We start from the raw sequence: 16,415 nt of genomic DNA on the forward strand, positions 1-16,415 counted from the left end.
ACGAGAAGTGTTTACTTAGGCTATCCAAGTGGCCTCGATTAATTACTTTCTCCTGCATATTTTTATAGCCAGCTTTGGACTTACGATAGTTCTTAACTTGTTGATTAAATGCCTTTCTTTCATGCCGTTTGCTATTGATTCCCTCGTGTTGCATTGGTGTGTCAGCTATTCCCTGTTCCACAAATGATTTTTCACTGATCCGATCAGGAATGTTTTTTTGCTCTAAAGCCTGATTTACACTGGCCGCCCAATTGTGCCGCCATTCAGTTATTTTTTCTTTTTTATCCCAATCGACCATCAGTATCTTTCTACTCTTAGGGTACTTGCTAGTTCCGGTATATGTTTTGTTGCCATTATCATCTAAAATATATTGCTTTTTGCTCTTAATTCCCCATGTTCCATCTGAATTAAACGGCCGATTAGTTAACATCACATGAGCGTGCGGATTATCTGGGTGGTCGCGATGAATTGCCACGTCGGCTACCATGCCTTGATCAACAAAATTTTCTTGCACATATTTTGTCAGTAATTCTTTCTGTTCGGATTCAATTAATTCTACCGGTAAAGCCACGTTAAACTCTTTAGCGTACCGTGAGTTTGCTCGACGGTCTTTTCTTTCTACTTCGTTCCATAATTTCTCTCTATCACTCGCCCATTCTGGCGCATTCTTTGGTGTCAAAATAAAGCTTTCTGGCATAACCGACCGAGCATAAAAATAACTTCGACCTTCTTTTTGATCGAATAATTTTTCGCCACTTCGATAACTTGCTCCAGCAATTGCACTTCTTCCTTTTCCAGCACTAATATTACTAAAGCTCATGTGAAAAATTGCCATGTCGGTCACCACCTTTCTTTGGGTTTATGGGTTTGATTTTGTTGTCGCCATCGGCGACTTCTAATACAGGATTTTAGCACGATTTACCCCACAAGAATTTAGTGGGGTGTAAGTGCGCATTGACCTCATTTCACTCGGCCTGCTGATTCTCCTGAATTTACTTTTAGTGTATGACTTCCGCTTCGCTATTTCAACTTTTATCCTTTGACTTAACGTTCTCTGTATGATATAGTATCGGTGATTATTTCTAATATGATTGGAGGAATCGTTATGTCTAAAAGTAACTTAGAAAAACAAGAAGCTAAATTAAAACAGCTTAATCAAAAGATTAAAGCTGAAAAAAATAAGATTGAACAAAACCTCGGTAAGCAAATCATTAGATCGGCCAACTTAGATTATGCAACACTGACCACTCCACAGATTAAAATGATTGCTAAAAAAGTTGCCGCCTTTTTAAATCAAGCTCAAAATAACCAATAATAGTTAGGTGGTAATGACTATGCCTAATCAATATGAAAAACTAGTTGAGCAGCAAGCGCGTTTAAAACAAAAAATTGAGCGGGAAGATTTTAAATTACGGCAATCTAAATACTACGAAAATCGGCAAGCCCGCAAAGCCCGTTCTCGCCGATTAATTCAAAAAGGGGCTTTGCTCGAAAAATACTTTCAAGCTGATAATCTCTCGGTTGAACAAACCGAAGAGCTTTTAAAAATATTTGCCGATTACGTTAATGCCCATAAACCGGATAAATTTAAAAACGATCAACCTAATAACTAGGACGATCGTTTTTATTTTCAGGATTATTTTTTGGCTTAACTTCTAGATTGTTTTTAGCAAAGTCTTTGAGATGATTTTGGGTTATTTTACTAATCTTGTCTTCAACTAATTTAAGTTCTAATTTATCCGTTTTTTAGTTGCTTGTACATCTGGTTCAATTCATTAGCACTTAATTTTTTGTTTGCTCGAATTTGTAATCCTTGAATACCATTATCATATGTCCACTGTTTAATTTTAGTCATGTCATTAGTCTGATAATAATTGGCAATTAGTTCGTTCCATTGATCCCACTTATCTAATGGCACATTGATTAAGCCTGCACCACCGTCAATCATAATTTTATTGGCACTTAAAGTTGCCGTCCTTTTGTTTCCGTCCCAAAAGATTTGTTGGCGCATATTATGATACATGACAGTCAATGCTTTATCAGTAATCGTCATTCGTGGATCAGCCAAGATTTTTTGTAAAAAGGATCGTTCTTGTTTTTCGTTAATTAAAGGTGGTTCAAAAAAGTCTTCACTACCTAAATCAACTCCTCCTTTCCCTTGCCGTAATTCTCCCGGTACTAAGGCGTCTTCCGCTGCCACAATCTTGTTGATTTGTTTTTCCATGGTTAACGTTAAAGGGGAATTTTGAGCAGTGATATATTGCCACCCACGCTTTAAATTAACAATCGTCAAAACATCTTCAACAGGTACTCCTGCTACGCTCATACCGTCCATAATAGTTTGTGTTTGTGGCAAAGTGGTATTAACGCCTTCAAAACGAGCATTAGTATGCACTAACTTGGTAAAGTTTGCTCGGGCAAACCGTTGGTTTTCTGCAGCTGTGAATTTATACTTGTCCATATATGTTCGAGTTTTAGCCATATTTTGTGCCTCCTTTCTATTTCAGTCACTGATTATTTGACCTGTCCATGTTAAATCACAAAATGCTTTTCGTTGATAATTTGCTCTTGGCGTTTATCTAAGAGGTAAGTGTGTAACGCGTCAAACAGCTTGCGTTTATCAGGATCTGGGTTATGGGCTGCTTGTTCCCAAATGCCTTGAATATCAACGGCCCAGGGGTCAGCCAGCAATTGCTCAATTTTTTCGACTTCTTTGCTTTGTTTTGGTCATTTAAAAAGCTCCTTTCCCATCTTTCTAGTTCAGCTATCACCTATTCAGCCACTCAAGGCGTCTATTTTTACTTCTAAGCGATTTTAAAGCAGTTTTAATATAATTATGCACTGTAACACTTAAAACGGATTAAATAAGCCCATATGACGTTTAATTCCATGAACGCTTATTGTCAGCGTTCTGTTCTTTGGGGTGTTTGGCCGCATATTCTCTAGCCGCTTGTTTATTCCACCAAACGCCAAATAGGTTTTGCATGGTGCCGTACAAGTAGTTTTCCACGTTCTTGATATGCTTCTCATTGCTTCTTAGGGCGTTAAAGTAGCGCCTCAAGGCTTTAGTCATCAAAGGTTTTAGTTCTTCGTCGTCAAGCGGGATTATGACGCCAATATCTTGATGATCCTTTTCAACTCGGTATTTAGCATTTAAGATAATGCCAATAAAACGATGCATTTGTTGCGGAGTTCGGCACCAGAAGCTAAGTAATTGCACGGCTTCTGGTTCTAAGAAAACCGGTAAGCCACTGTCTTCATCAGTTAAGAAGTCATTAGCATGGTTCACCAAATCCTTGTTTTGCTTTTCTAGTTCTGCTGGTGAGAATTGGGCTGTGGAAAAGTCCAACTTTTGAGTATCTATATTATATCTATTAGTATCTAAATTATTAGTATAGTCTAGATTGTGACTCTTTTTGACACTTTCGCGTGTATCAAGGGTTTGTGGTTTATCTTTAACGAACTTCCGCGAAGGTTCCGTTTTGACACTTTCGCGTGTATCAAGGGTTTTAACGAACTTCCGCGAAGGTTCCGTTTTGACACTTTCGCGTGTACCAAGGGTTCGTGGCTCTTGTTGCCGAGATTTTGTATAAATGTCTGTTGCCGTAACTTCTAAATCTGCTAAATACAATCTATTTGGTTCATTTTTACCAGTTTTGGGATTAAAGTGCATGGCTTTCTGAAATAATAATCCTTGGTTTTCAAGTTCATTTTTTACCCTAATCACTTTCTTTTTTGACCAGCCCATAAGATCTGTTAGTTCTTGATTTGTAAAAATGAAATAAACCCGGTTATCTTCATCAACCCAGTTGTTTTTCAATGAATAATCTAGTCTATCGTGTAAAATCATATATCCTAATTTTGCACTATCACTTAATGTCTTATATTGAGATCCATAAATTAAAACCTGTGGGAATTGGAAAAAACGAGTTGCATAAGCTTTTTCCGACTCAATAAAATTGAAATTAGTTTGATTCATTATAAAACTTCCCTTCTCAACTGACACATACTGTCTCGAAAGAGAGTTGCTAAAACATTAGATTTGCTTTAAAATACAAATCTGATATGCTTTAACTAAATTACAAAGCATTCATTTAGCCGTGAGGGCTTTGTAATTTACCAGCATGTGCCTATTCTTGGTTGCCCATTCGGCAACTTTTTTAATTTCTAACAACAAAAAATGGACTAAATAGCTTCGGTTAGCTACTTAGTCCATTGGCTTTGATTTGTTTTTAACTATCCTTCACTTGTCCTCTAGGACTGGTTTGCGGTATAATTAACCTACAAATTAAGAACAATGTTCAGTCGATTTTCACCGCCAAGTTAAAATCGACTGAATCTAAGTAGCTGTCTGATAGCTACTTGCTAAACCAAAAGTCCCTGATTCCCCGTGAATCAGGGACTTTTTCTGTTTAGCTTTATCTTCTATTCGGTTGTTAAATTAGTTTTAGTCTAGCATAGCGCTTATCTTCCAGCAACATTATTTGATCTTGTATACTTTACCAGCTCTTAGTTTGGAACCAACAAGCGATTGAATATACTAGCAAATATTATTCAATCGATGTTTTAATTAAATTAACCAAAAAATGTAACATTTATTGTAGTTGCTGTTGTACTTATGCATTTTCTGGCTGATCATAATTATAGATTGAACTCTTTTTTCAATAGCTGTTCTAAATATCTGGAAGCTGTTAACTCTTTTCCTTTGGCACGTCTGGCCAATTCATTAGCAACGTTTTGTTTTAAAGTATAAGACTTTGAAACTCTAGGTGTAGGAGGTTCATTTGTTATTGGATTGCTGTTCATACTGTTTTTTAATTGGTCCATTTTATCTTCAAATGCCATGATGTTGATCCTTTCGATATCATATCATGCTATGTCATAGCATGATATGATTATTGCTTAGTAAACGTATCAAATATTTTGTCAATTTTCTCAAAAAATTCCCTTGCTTTTGGAGTTGAGCTTTTGCCTTTTTCCATGTTGATCAGCGGTTCATGATTAAGAGTTGTTTTATTGAATACTTCTCTTTCAGGAATTAAGGCAATGGTTCTGGGATCTTTTTTCATTTGTTCCACAAATTCATGTGAAGATTTAGTATTATGTTTTATTCTATTTCCAATAAATTTTAGTTTTGCTGTGATAAAGCTTTTACGACTTTCAACATTAATTACTTCTTGTTTTAATTGTTCCATTCTTAATTCCAAATTACTTTTGGAAATAAAACCGTATTCACTTGGTTCAATCGGACTAAATACTAAATCTGAAATTACAATCATATTTTGCGTGATTGTCGAAAAATCCGGATGTGTGTCTATTAATACATAGTCAAATTTTTTCAGTTTGTCATAATTGTCTGAGAACCACATGTACATTAGTAATTCTTTGTTGGCTCTCGTTTGAAGATCATTGTTGACCATATCTAAATTCATAGAAGCAGGAATAATTGATAAGTTTTTGTGCAATTCAATAATTTCTACTTTTTCACTATCTTTTGTAAAAATGTTAGCTAAGGTGCCATGGTCTTTATAAATATCATAGGTTTGGGTCAGACTGCATTGGTGGTCGCTATCAATCAGCAAAACGTTATAGCCTTTGCTAGACAGCCATTCACTATAATTGAAAGTTAAGGTTGTTTTGCCAACCCCTCCCTTAATAGCAGAAAAAGTAATTATTTTCATAGGGCGCCTCCTTGTTTACAGTTAAAGTATATCATAGCATGATATGATATGCAATGACTGAATATAGCACAGCATGTTTTTTTCTTTGTTGTGTATGTTTGCTAATGTCCGTCTTTCTAGTAGCTTCTGGTCGGTTGTGGTCTCACCGAAATGATTTAAATAAGTAAATGGCCAATTGTTAGGTAGTAATGGTTGATATTCAAAAGGATAAAGCGATGAGTGGGGATAGAAACAAGCTTAATTAGAGGTTGTGTGTCCTAAATCTGCTTAGTTGTTATTCAAACTATCAGCTAATTGTTGGGCAGCCAACAACATTAAATCCTTAATTTGTTCTGGTGGCTCAGGCTGATCTTGGCCTAACCAGACGCGTAGAATATTGGTAAAACCACCTAGTTGAAAAGCCATCACAAAATTCACTTGGGTAGGAGTGCCCTGAACATGCCAGGGAGCCGCAAACTGTTGATAACGGGGGATTGCTTTTTGCTGCCAAATTTCATTCATGTGATCAAATAAGCCTTGGCGGATCAATAATTGAATTAAATCCCGTTTTCGCCACCAAAAATTTAAAAAAATGTCAAAAGTAGTTTTTAACATCATTTCCCCTACCTGCGGTTTCTGCTGGAGTAATTGTTCAAAGTACTGATCGAACAACTGATCACACAGGTAATTAATGACCGCTTCTTTATTTTTAAAAGAATGATAGAACGTTTTTCGCGATAATTCAGCGGTTTGGGCAATTTCAGTAATAGAAATATCCTGAAAGTTCTCTTTCGTCATTAAATTTATAAGGGCGTCACATAACCATTGCTTAGACTGCTCAACCATACGCTGCTTGCCGTTCATTTTATTAACATCTCCTCTACTATCGGTAACAAATTATAGCAATCTGTAGCACTTAGCCAATAAGGATTGTTTTAATGTTTAGGACTAATTTTAAAAAGCGTCAAATTGTCTGTTCAGAAAGATCTGAAGATAGACAATTTGACGCTTTTTGGTTATAGGCTCAAAAATGAATTGTTGCTATAAATTATACTGACTATTCTTTTACCGTATCATTTAGTTCCTTGGCCTGATAAAAGTCCGGGAAGACGTGAGCACTCTTGATTCCCCAATAATAAAAACCAAGGGATGCAATAATAATCACGACAAAGTCCCAAGGATATGGGATCCAATTGATACCGTTAAATTGGTGACTGCCAATGTAGGACATGATTGAAATGAAAATGAGATAAAAAATCATCCACATACTTGACCAAAATGCTTTCCGGGTATTCACATAACCAGCTCGGTACTCGTAATAAAAGTAGAATGGTAATCCTAGTAAAATAACCAAAATAACTTCAACGGTTGTTGGCCACATTGCCCAATATACGGCAAGTGAAGCCAAGACAAACGAAAGTGGTGCCATCCAATTTAAATGCTTTAACTTAACAGGACGTTTAAAATCTGGTGCCAATTTTCGAAAGGCAACCGCTGTTACCGGCCCGGTTAAGTACGCAATTAAGGTTGACGTACAGATAACCGTTGCCAAGGTTGCCCATGATCTAAATACAGAAACCATCAGCATACTTAGAACCAGGTTAACAATCATCGCAACACGGGGAATCCCATATTTTTGATTGATCTTACCTACGAAACTCGGAATACGCTGGTTACTTTCCATCGCGTAAAGTGCTCGGCCAGTTGATGCGGCAAACGAGACACCGGTTCCGACGGGTGAAACAAAGGCATCCATGTAAAGCAGAACGGATAACCAGCGGATTCCCAACATAATTGCCAAGTCGGCAAATGGGGAATTGAAGTTAATACCACTCCATCCGTGTGCTGCAACCGCGGATGGCTTAATTGCCGTTATAAAGACACTTTGAAGGACAATGTAGATAATCCCACTAATCAAAAGTGAAATAAAAATGCCATGACCGATATTTTTATTTGGGTTTTCGATTTCACTTCCCATATTAATAACCGTTTGAAAGGCATTGAACGAGAAAATAATACCGGCTGATGAAGTAGCCGCAAAAATCGGTGCTGACCCGTATGGCATAAATTCGTGGAGTGAATGGCCATAGTTTTCGGGATGAAAACTGGCAATTGTCAGCATAATAATGGTTAGCGTTGGTACCCCGATCTTAAAAACTGAGATTAAACTGGTAAAACTGGTTAGAATTTTAACTGACCAGAAGTTCAAAAGAGTGAAAACCAACATGAATAAGAAAACCACCATTAATCCTGCTGTGGTAATGGTGCCATTTTTCAAGAACTGATGGGTCCAGTTTGCCCACGACCACGGCCATGAACTCATATATTGAACGGCAGCAACAGCCTCTATTGGAATTAACGTAATTAACGAAATCCAATTGGCCCATGAAGAAATAAATCCCAGAAGCGGTCCGTGGGAATATTGTGCGTATCGGCTCATCCCGCCGGCTTCCGGAAACATTGCGCCAAGTTCAACATAATCGTAAGCAATTGCGGCAATGACCGCACCCCCGATGACCCATGAAATAATAGCAGCGGGGCCTGCTATTTTCGAGGCTTCCCAAGAACCGAAAAGCCAGCCTGATCCAATTAAGGAACCAAGCGTTAACATTACAAGTTGAAATAATCCAATCTTAGTCGTTTTGTCAGAATCCATTTGTACCTCCTACTTGCAGTGACAACCAGTGTAACAAATGAGAAAATTATTGCAAATGAAGTAAAATGAAAAAAGTCGACTGGTGACTATCATGATAGTCAGGAGAAGATTTTATACTTTTTTAGGAATAGTACCGAAATTGTATTTTTTGAGATAAGGCAAGGAAACACGTTCTTTTAAGGACGTGATGAATTGCCCCATTTTTATGTGCAATGAAAGTTTAGCGTCATTACCTGTCAATAAATTTCCTCAATTGTCAAGTTAAGTGCAACACTTGATAACTAGACCAATTAGACTAGCTTAAAAGGCCATGAAGGCCTATTCTTATTATTAACGACAAAATCAACAGATAAGGATAGGTGTCTTCATGACCCAAACTAAGAATATCATGCCTAAGCATTACCAACAACTCCAATCTTTTGAACGCGGTCAAATTGAGTCCCTGACTCGATTAGGATTTGGCGTTCGTCAGATCGCCAGCCGGCTTCACCGGAGTCCCAGCACCATTTCTCGCGAATTAAAACGCGGGTTAACCACCCAGATTGATTCCCAGAAACATCGGTCATATCAGGGCTACTTTGCCGAGCGCGGGGCGGCTTACTATCGAGAACAGCGGGCCAAGTGTCACCCCAAAGGTTTACTGCAGCGGGCTGCCGTGTTCTTCAAGTCCCTGCCGAAAGCTTTAAAAGCTAAGCCACGAGTTTTCAGTGTCGATACGTATGTCCACTATTTTAAAGCTCATTACCCGGGCTTTCCCTGCCCATCAACGGCTACGGTCTATCGGTATATCGAGGCTGGCAAGCTCCCGGAGCTTCACAACTATGATTTACCCATGAAGCTACGTCGCCGCGCTAAACGCCCGAATCACCGACATGCCCGCCTGAATAAAAAACGGCTTGGACAGTCCATTGAAGACCGGCCCGCAGTGGTTCGGAAACGTCAGGAGTTGGGCCATTGGGAAGGCGACTTAGTGAAAGCCAAACGGGTTGAGTCCGAACCAGCTTTAATGACGTTAACCGAGCGAGTTAGCCGGATGGAAATTATCGTTAAATTGCCTGATTACCGGGCAGAGACTTGCCGGCAAGCCCTCCAAGATACGATTGATGATTACGGTGCAGAAAACTTTCGGACGATCACGTTTGACAACGGCTCGGAATTCGCTAGTTTAAATCAGGTTCAAGGAACGGGAATCTACTTTGCCCATCCATATTCTCCCTGGGAACGGGGCACTAATGAGAATGTGAATGGTCAATTAAGAGAGTTATTCCCAAAGGGGCATTCCTTTAAAAACCTCTCATTAGTGGATCTGCAGTTGGTTCAAGACACGCTGAATCACCGTCCCCGCCGCTGCTTAAGCTATAGTTGTCCAGCGGATGTTATGCCACAACTGGTTTAACTTTCTAGACCAATTATAAGAATAGGCCATTAGTGTTGCACTTAACTTGACAATTGAGGAAAGAAAATAGGGACCCTTTCAGTTAACATGTGCTAACCAAAAGGGGGGGCCCTATTTTCTTTTAATACCGTATTTCACACGGTATCGAATAAAGGTCGTCCGTTTAATACCTGTATTTCGCGACACATCAATGTCACTCATGCCTGCTCGATAAAGCTTAAAAGCATGTTGCAAGCGGGGATCATCTTGGGTGTATTGGGGTTTGCGCCCATGATATTTCCCCTGCTGTTTGGCTAGGGAAATCCCTTGTTGCTGACGCTCAATGATCCGCTTACGTTCACTTTCAGCTTGGTATTTATAAAGTTCAATAATGAGGTTGGTCATGAGTTGACGTAAATTGGGGTCAGCAATCCCTGTCATGGACGGTAAATTCAACACATCTAGGGTGGCACCCTTATTTTGAATGGAGTTCATGATCTTAGTCAAATCATGGTTGTTTCTGCCTAAGCGATCTAATTCAGTGACCATTACAATATCACCCTCACGAATATAGGCCAGCATTTTTTGCAGTTCTGGCCGATTAGTGTTAGCCCCACTTAATTTATCCGTAAATAATTTATCAACGTCTTTTAAAGCCGCTAACTGTCGATCTAAATGTTGCTCCTTGGAACTCACACGCGCATAACCGATTTTAGCCATTTCCAATTCTCCTTTTGGACAGTTCTAATGAACACTTGTGATTCCTAGTATAGCACAGAAATAAAAACGGCCAATAGGGTATACCCTATTGGCCTTTTTTATTTTTTATTCCTTTTAGTATTGGTTGTAAATTTCAAAAATCTATAACATTAAATAAATGTTTTTGCAATTAATTATGATGAGCCAAGAGTTATCGATATTTTATACTCTCCAAAAAAAGCTATCCATTCCACAGAACAGATAGCTTAATAATTCAGCTATACCAATCAAAATTGCAAATTAAACAATTTTATTTATCAGTACTACTTGAAAAAGAACCATTAAAAAGGACGCTTCTAATTAAGAAGTGTCCCAAGTAATATTAAGTAATTGTAATTATTTGCGCTCTTTGACTGCCTTTTGATAAGATTCTTCAATCTCGTTGATTAAAGCTTGATCTTTTAATCCAGTTGTCGTAGCGATAACTTCCTGGATCGGCTTTGCCTTAATTAATTCCATCAGTTTCTGACTCTCGGTATCTTTAGGCTCATCAAAAGTATAAATCATTCCAACTGTTTCTAACAAAGCTTCATAATCTAAATCGCGCTCTTTTGCCTCACGAATTGGACGAATAAACCGTTCATCATAACCTAACTTACGGATTGGTGTCCGTCCAACACGGGCAATTTCATCAGACAAATATTTGTTTTCAAAACGTCCAATAATTTTATGCTGATAAGCTTCGTGCTCTGTGCGCTTAAAGTTCCATTTGGCAATTAATAAATCACCAGTTTCTTTCAAAACTCGTTTTAATTGCTGTAAAACCTTAGGATCGGCAATTGCTGATCCTATATCAGAATAACCAAGATATTTGCCAGTGTAAGCAACTGTCGCATGACCAGTATTAACTGAGAATAATTTGCGTTCAATATATGGTTCCAAATCTGGTGCGTAATGAACACTTTCCAATTTCAATGATGGATTTGCCATTTGATGTTCATCAATAACCCACTCTTTAAATGGTTCAACTGATACAAATAGTGGATCATCATGTTTTTGTTGTGGCACAATCCGGTCAACGGCAGCATTCGGAAAACCAATATATTTATCCGCAAAATCTTGCTCAGCATCAGCTAAATGACTGTAAACTTCTTTTTTCAGATTTTGACTACCACCAATCATATTTTCACAGGCAATTACATCAACCGGTGTTGTTTTAGCAGCATTTTGTCGTGCCCTAATTCCATCAGCAATTAGCGGTGCAATAAATTTTAAGATTTTTGGACCAATCGCAGTTGTAACAATATCTGCTTCAACAATTGCTTGGACAACCTTTTCTGGTTCTTTGCCATTGTTGATTCCCGCCACATTGTGAACAGAAATCCGTTTATGGGATTCGTCTGCTAACTCAATTTCGTATCCATCACGCTGGTTTAAAGCATCAATAATTGTTTCGTTAACATCAACAAAATTAATCTCAAAACCATTTGCTGCTAAAGTTTCACCAATAAATCCTCTGCCAATATTGCCTGCTCCAAAATGTACTGCCTTCATTTATGCTCAACCTCTTTCAATAAATCAACAATTTCTTCTGGTGTTTGCGCATCAGCCAACTTAACAACGTTATTAACATCACTACAAAAGATAGCAATTTGTGATAATAAATTCAAGTGCTCACCATTTAACCCAGCAATCCCAAAAACAACAGTGACAATATTTTCTTCCCCATCTTTATCGGAAAAGTCAACACCCATCGGAATTTGGACAACTGAAATGCCAGTTTTTTTAATATATTGTTTGCCTGTTTCTGTTCCATGAGGAATCGCAATAAAATTCCCCATATAAGTTGAAACATCTGCATTTCTGGCTAACATTGAGTCAACATATGGTTCTTCAGTATAGCCATTGTCAACTAATAATTTCCCTGCCATTCTAATTGCTTCTTCTTTAGTCGCAACCTGCTGATTTAAAAGAATCATTTCTTTTTCTAATTTCATTCTCTTCACTCTTCTTTTCAAAACTTAATTTGATTTAAAAATTGTAAGGCCACTAAATTTTTTATTTCTACAAGTGAACCATTAGCATAAACTTGAGTATTATGATTATTCATAACAATTGAACTACTAATTGATCCCATCAAAACATTTTCAAAGTCACTCATCGGAGCTGGACCAGCCATTAGCAAAATTCGAATTACTGAAATCTCTGATTGATCCATTGCTCGCATTTTCAAAGACTTCTTTAACTGAAAGACTGAAAAAAATGGGCAGTTAACAGATTTATTAGTTGCGTGAACTAAAGCTATCTGGCTATCAGGGATTCCGACTGGAGCTAACTTTACACGTTTCAACATCTCGGCTTGGACAATTCGCCGATCAGTCACAATTGCTGGGGAAACTTTTTGCAAAATTAACTCTAAAACCTGTTGCAAGTTTTGTGAGCCGTTATCAATTTCAACTAGTTTAATTTGTTGCAATACTTTGCGACAAAGCATTACTTGTTGATAATTTTTCTCGATTTGCTCTAAAGTATTAATGCTATTTTCGCTGAGTGTTTGAATAGATGTTTGCACTGGAAACTTTTCATTTAAAGAACGAACCAACTCCTTAATTCGCTGCAGTTCATCTCCAAGCAGTAACGGACTTACTACTTGATAATCCCAATTAAATCCCGGTAACTTTAGGGTTGATAAAATTAAATCAAAATGATTAGGATGAATTTTTTTTAATTGGGATACCTTAGCAATCTCAACTTCAGCAATTGCTGGAATTTCCTGCTGAAGTCGACTTTTTAAAATACTAGCAGCTCCAATCCCATTTGCACAAATTACTAAGGCTTTTAGTTGTCCCGTATTGTTTGCATTTTCATAACTATTAGCAAAATAAAGTAGAATCAACTCTTGCTCAGTTGTAGAAAAATGATACTCTGCAAATTCAATTGGTAAAGCTTGTTGTATCGCTTGGAAAAATTTAGGATATTTTTCAGCAATGTCACTTAATAAACTGATTGGCACATCGGGTAACTCAGGTCCATGATGTTGTAACAATAAACCAATATGTTTAGTTAGCCGTTCTAATAAATCATGATCGTGATTAAAATTCCAATCAGTTACTTGAGCAACTCGATAAACTAAATGTTTTACTTGATAGGTAACTTGCAAATCATAATCATCGCCCCAATTTTTCAAATCAAGCTGATAATCGACACCTTGGAATTGAACTGCCATAAAATCGATTTCCGCAGTTGTAACTCTTGATTGGATCTCAGCCGAGAACATTTGAAAAACAGCTAGTGCTTCTTGACGGTATTTAAATAACGTTTGTGTTTTTTTTATCCGGTAAGCTTTTATAGTAGAATGCTGCATGCGTACTAAAGAAATAGCTAGAATTAAAATTAGTTGCACTTCTTGAATATCTGATCTGGTTTTTTTAGAAACATTTTCCTGTTTTAAAGCTTGCGCACATTTCCATAACACGCTTTTTGGTAAAAGTTGTAAGAAAAAATTTGATCTTTCATTGTTTGTATCTTGTTTTAGATATTCAAAAAATTCATATTCATTTAACTGGCTGGTTAAAATTCCGCCTAAAACTAATCTTCGTTGAGCTTCACTACCTAAGATCTCAACTCCAACACTTTTTTTAGCATCAACTTGTAGATGATATTCAGTTAATGAAGTTTCTAGTTGCTTTAGATCACGCTGAATAGTTCTTTCACTAACATCCAAACTAACTGCCAGCGAAAAAATTTTTTCCGGCTGGTCTTTCAACAATAGCATGCAGGCCAGTGCTGCTTGCCGTTGTTTAGCACTCATTGCTAATTTACTTGGTTGCTGATCGAGTTCTGCAGTTAATAACTGAAGGTCATTTTGAGAACCTTTCAATCGATAACTTCCATTAACATTTTCGATTGCCAAGTGATGTTGACTTAAATAGAGCTTCAACTCTGAAAACTCACGATAAACTGTTCGACGACTAATCCCAACTTCTTTTGCCAAACTGGTTATTTTTATCCCACTTGAGCTTTGAACTAATTGTTGTAAAATATTTTTTTGACGCGGTGATAGAAGAATCACTTTTTACCATCCTTTTCAGGCAAGATGTTCAACAATATAATCATACTCTTTTGCTTCGAGTAAATTATCAACACTTACTACCTGAATTTCAGTATAACGCAGTTTAAGATTTTTCTCTGCTTCCTTGGTTACAATTACCAAATGTGCTTGACTATCATCTAAATCATCAATTTCCATATTTTTAACTGGGACATGTTTACCAGCCTTTTTCAAACGATCTTTAAACAATGAAGTAGCCATTGTAGCTGAACCAACATGCTGATCATGGTGAATGAAATCAACTTCTTTAATTGCTTGGAAATCAAGTTGACTAATCTGGTCAGATGTTTGAGCAGCTTTCGAAACAGCTTCCTTTTTAGCTGCTTGTGGATCAATTTGACTTAAGGTCTTCAAATTCAAAACCACTTCGTCATACTTATTGCTGCTTAAGAAGTTATCAACCGCAATATGCATTGCACTTGGTGTCTTTTGTTGTGCACGATCAGCTAACTCCGCTTGAGTAATTACTAACAAACCATCTTCATCTTTTAAGCGACTGATAGATGTGTTAGTTACAGGAATATTCTTAATACCCGCTTTTTTGACTTTATCCCTTAATAAAGAAGCACCCATTGCCGATGAGCCCATTCCGGCATCACAAGCAAAAATAATTCTTTTAACATCTTTATAAGCTTTAACTGATTGGGTAGCTGCTTGAGCTGATGGAAGATCTTTGCCTTTAGATGCGGCTTTCATTTGCTCCATCTTGGCCTGGTTAGCTGATAAATCGCCAGTATCTTCAGATTTATCAGCTTTCAGAATTAAGGCAGCAACGACAAATGAAACAACTGCTGCAACGGCAACACCAGTTAAGATTTGCAAATAATTACCCTTAGGTGTCATCAACAAAACAGCAATAATTGAACCTGGTGAAGCGGCCGCTTTCAAACCAGTTCCTAAAAGTGAGAAAGTAAACGTACCACTAACCCCACCAGCAATTGCCGCTAAAATCAAAGCTGGTTTCATCAATACATATGGGAAATAAATTTCATGAATTCCACCAAAGAATTGGATTATTGCAGCTCCTGGTGCTGAAGCTTTAGCCATTCCTTTGCCAAAAATCATAAATGCTAACAAAATACCTAAGCCTGGGCCAGGATCGGCTTCCAACAAGAAAAGAATCGATTTACCAGCTGAAGCAGATTGTTGAATTCCCAATGGAACGAGAATTCCATTACCAACAGCATTATTTAAAAACAAAACTTTTGCTGGTTCGATAAAGATGTTTGCCAATGGCAACATATGAATCGAAATAATCCAGTCAACGCCCTTGCTAATTAAATTATTTCCAGCAACAACCAATGGATTGACAATAAATAATCCAAAAATTGCAAGTATCATTCCCATGATGCCACTAGAAAAATTATCATACAGCATTTCGAAGCCAGTTTTGATCTTGTCCCTGAAGACCTGATCAAACTTCTTCATGCACCAACCGCCTAAAGGTCCCATAATCATTGCACCTAAGAACATTGGAATATTAGAGCCAACGATTACCCCCATAACAGCGATTGCTCCGACAACTGCACCGCGTTCATTATAAACCATTCGACCACCAACATAAGCGATCAATAACGGAATCAGATATAATTTCATTGGATCAATTAGAGTAGCGATTTTAGCATTGGGCCACCAGCCTGCCGCCATAAAAATCGCTGTAATTAACCCCCAAGCGATCAATGAGGAAATATTTGGCATAATCATGCTGCTTAAACTAGTTCCGAATTTTTGAACTTTCGTTTTAAGCGAACTCTTTTGTATTTTTGTTGCTTTTTCTTCCATAGCAACCAACCTCCTTTATACTGATAATTATATGGTCTAATGAATCCGGTTACAATCAAAGCTAGTTAGCATTGCGGCACAGATCGGTGTGACATCATTCGTGAAAAAATTCACAAGAAAAAATTCAATTAA

The 16,415-nt window shown here is 37.5% G+C and carries 15 protein-coding genes; 3 read left to right on the top strand and 12 right to left on the bottom strand.

Annotation, left to right across the window (positions count from 1 at the left end):
• Positions 1-835: MobQ family relaxase (mobQ, locus tag KGF70_RS14545; protein ID WP_216786474.1), on the bottom strand; the 835-nt coding region annotated here is incomplete at its 3' end.
• Positions 836-1,105: 270 nt separating this feature from the next.
• Between mobQ and KGF70_RS14550 the strand changes: the two genes are divergently transcribed.
• Together KGF70_RS14550 and KGF70_RS14555 are read left to right on the top strand one after the other, a co-directional pair.
• The gene (locus tag KGF70_RS14550; RefSeq protein ID WP_216786475.1) at positions 1,106-1,315 is read left to right on the top strand and encodes a hypothetical protein; all 210 of its coding nucleotides are present in this window, start codon (positions 1,106-1,108) and stop codon (positions 1,313-1,315) included.
• Between the two features lie 19 nt (positions 1,316-1,334).
• On the top strand, positions 1,335-1,613 hold the full coding sequence (locus KGF70_RS14555; protein ID WP_216786476.1) for a hypothetical protein: 279 nt from the start codon (positions 1,335-1,337) through the stop codon (positions 1,611-1,613).
• Between the two features lie 122 nt (positions 1,614-1,735).
• On the opposite strand, the gene KGF70_RS14560 is transcribed toward KGF70_RS14555, so the two are convergent.
• The 6 genes from KGF70_RS14560 to KGF70_RS14585 form a co-directional block, all read right to left on the bottom strand.
• Positions 1,736-2,482: a Fic family protein gene (locus KGF70_RS14560; RefSeq protein WP_216786477.1), complete on the bottom strand. Its 747-nt coding sequence runs from the start codon at positions 2,480-2,482 to the stop codon at positions 1,736-1,738.
• Between the two features lie 399 nt (positions 2,483-2,881).
• Entirely contained in the window at positions 2,882-3,979 is a 1,098-nt protein-coding gene (locus tag KGF70_RS14565; protein WP_216786478.1) for a replication initiator protein A, read from the bottom strand.
• Between the two features lie 662 nt (positions 3,980-4,641).
• On the bottom strand, positions 4,642-4,845 hold the full coding sequence (locus KGF70_RS14570) for a hypothetical protein (RefSeq protein WP_015474751.1): 204 nt from the start codon (positions 4,843-4,845) through the stop codon (positions 4,642-4,644).
• Positions 4,846-4,895: 50 nt separating this feature from the next.
• Positions 4,896-5,681, bottom strand: a complete 786-nt coding sequence (locus KGF70_RS14575; protein ID WP_216786479.1) for a ParA family protein — start codon at positions 5,679-5,681, stop codon at positions 4,896-4,898.
• Positions 5,682-5,948: 267 nt separating this feature from the next.
• The gene (locus KGF70_RS14580; RefSeq protein ID WP_216786480.1) at positions 5,949-6,524 is read right to left on the bottom strand and encodes a TetR/AcrR family transcriptional regulator; all 576 of its coding nucleotides are present in this window, start codon (positions 6,522-6,524) and stop codon (positions 5,949-5,951) included.
• 193 nt (positions 6,525-6,717) lie between these two features.
• Positions 6,718-8,316, bottom strand: a complete 1,599-nt coding sequence (locus KGF70_RS14585; RefSeq protein WP_015474755.1) for an APC family permease — start codon at positions 8,314-8,316, stop codon at positions 6,718-6,720.
• A 367-nt stretch (positions 8,317-8,683) separates the two neighbouring features.
• Between KGF70_RS14585 and KGF70_RS14590 the strand changes: the two genes are divergently transcribed.
• Positions 8,684-9,712 carry an IS30 family transposase gene (locus KGF70_RS14590; protein ID WP_015474672.1) on the top strand — a complete coding sequence of 343 codons (1,029 nt, stop codon included), beginning with the start codon at positions 8,684-8,686 and terminating at the stop codon, positions 9,710-9,712.
• 111 nt (positions 9,713-9,823) lie between these two features.
• Here KGF70_RS14590 and KGF70_RS14595 read toward each other — a convergent pair whose 3' ends face one another.
• The 5 genes from KGF70_RS14595 to KGF70_RS14615 all read right to left on the bottom strand — a co-directional run bounded on the left by KGF70_RS14595 (position 9,824) and on the right by KGF70_RS14615 (position 16,283).
• On the bottom strand, positions 9,824-10,411 hold the full coding sequence (locus KGF70_RS14595; protein WP_027822913.1) for a recombinase family protein: 588 nt from the start codon (positions 10,409-10,411) through the stop codon (positions 9,824-9,826).
• Positions 10,412-10,786: 375 nt separating this feature from the next.
• Positions 10,787-11,944, bottom strand: a complete 1,158-nt coding sequence (locus KGF70_RS14600; RefSeq protein ID WP_159259017.1) for a mannitol-1-phosphate 5-dehydrogenase — start codon at positions 11,942-11,944, stop codon at positions 10,787-10,789.
• Positions 11,941-12,387, bottom strand: a complete 447-nt coding sequence (locus KGF70_RS14605) for a PTS sugar transporter subunit IIA (RefSeq protein ID WP_033615035.1) — start codon at positions 12,385-12,387, stop codon at positions 11,941-11,943. Before KGF70_RS14605 ends, KGF70_RS14600 begins: the two co-directional genes overlap by 4 nt.
• A 17-nt stretch (positions 12,388-12,404) precedes the next feature.
• The gene (locus KGF70_RS14610) at positions 12,405-14,462 is read right to left on the bottom strand and encodes a BglG family transcription antiterminator (RefSeq protein ID WP_159259016.1); all 2,058 of its coding nucleotides are present in this window, start codon (positions 14,460-14,462) and stop codon (positions 12,405-12,407) included.
• A 15-nt stretch (positions 14,463-14,477) separates the two neighbouring features.
• Positions 14,478-16,283 carry a PTS mannitol transporter subunit IICBA gene (locus KGF70_RS14615; protein WP_159259015.1) on the bottom strand — a complete coding sequence of 602 codons (1,806 nt, stop codon included), beginning with the start codon at positions 16,281-16,283 and terminating at the stop codon, positions 14,478-14,480.
• Positions 16,284-16,415: the final 132 nt, after the last annotated feature.

Origin of the sequence: Lactiplantibacillus sp. 7.2.4, from assembly GCF_018991185.1 — a bacterium.
Taxonomy (GTDB): Bacteria; Bacillota; Bacilli; order Lactobacillales; family Lactobacillaceae; genus Lactiplantibacillus; species Lactiplantibacillus pentosus.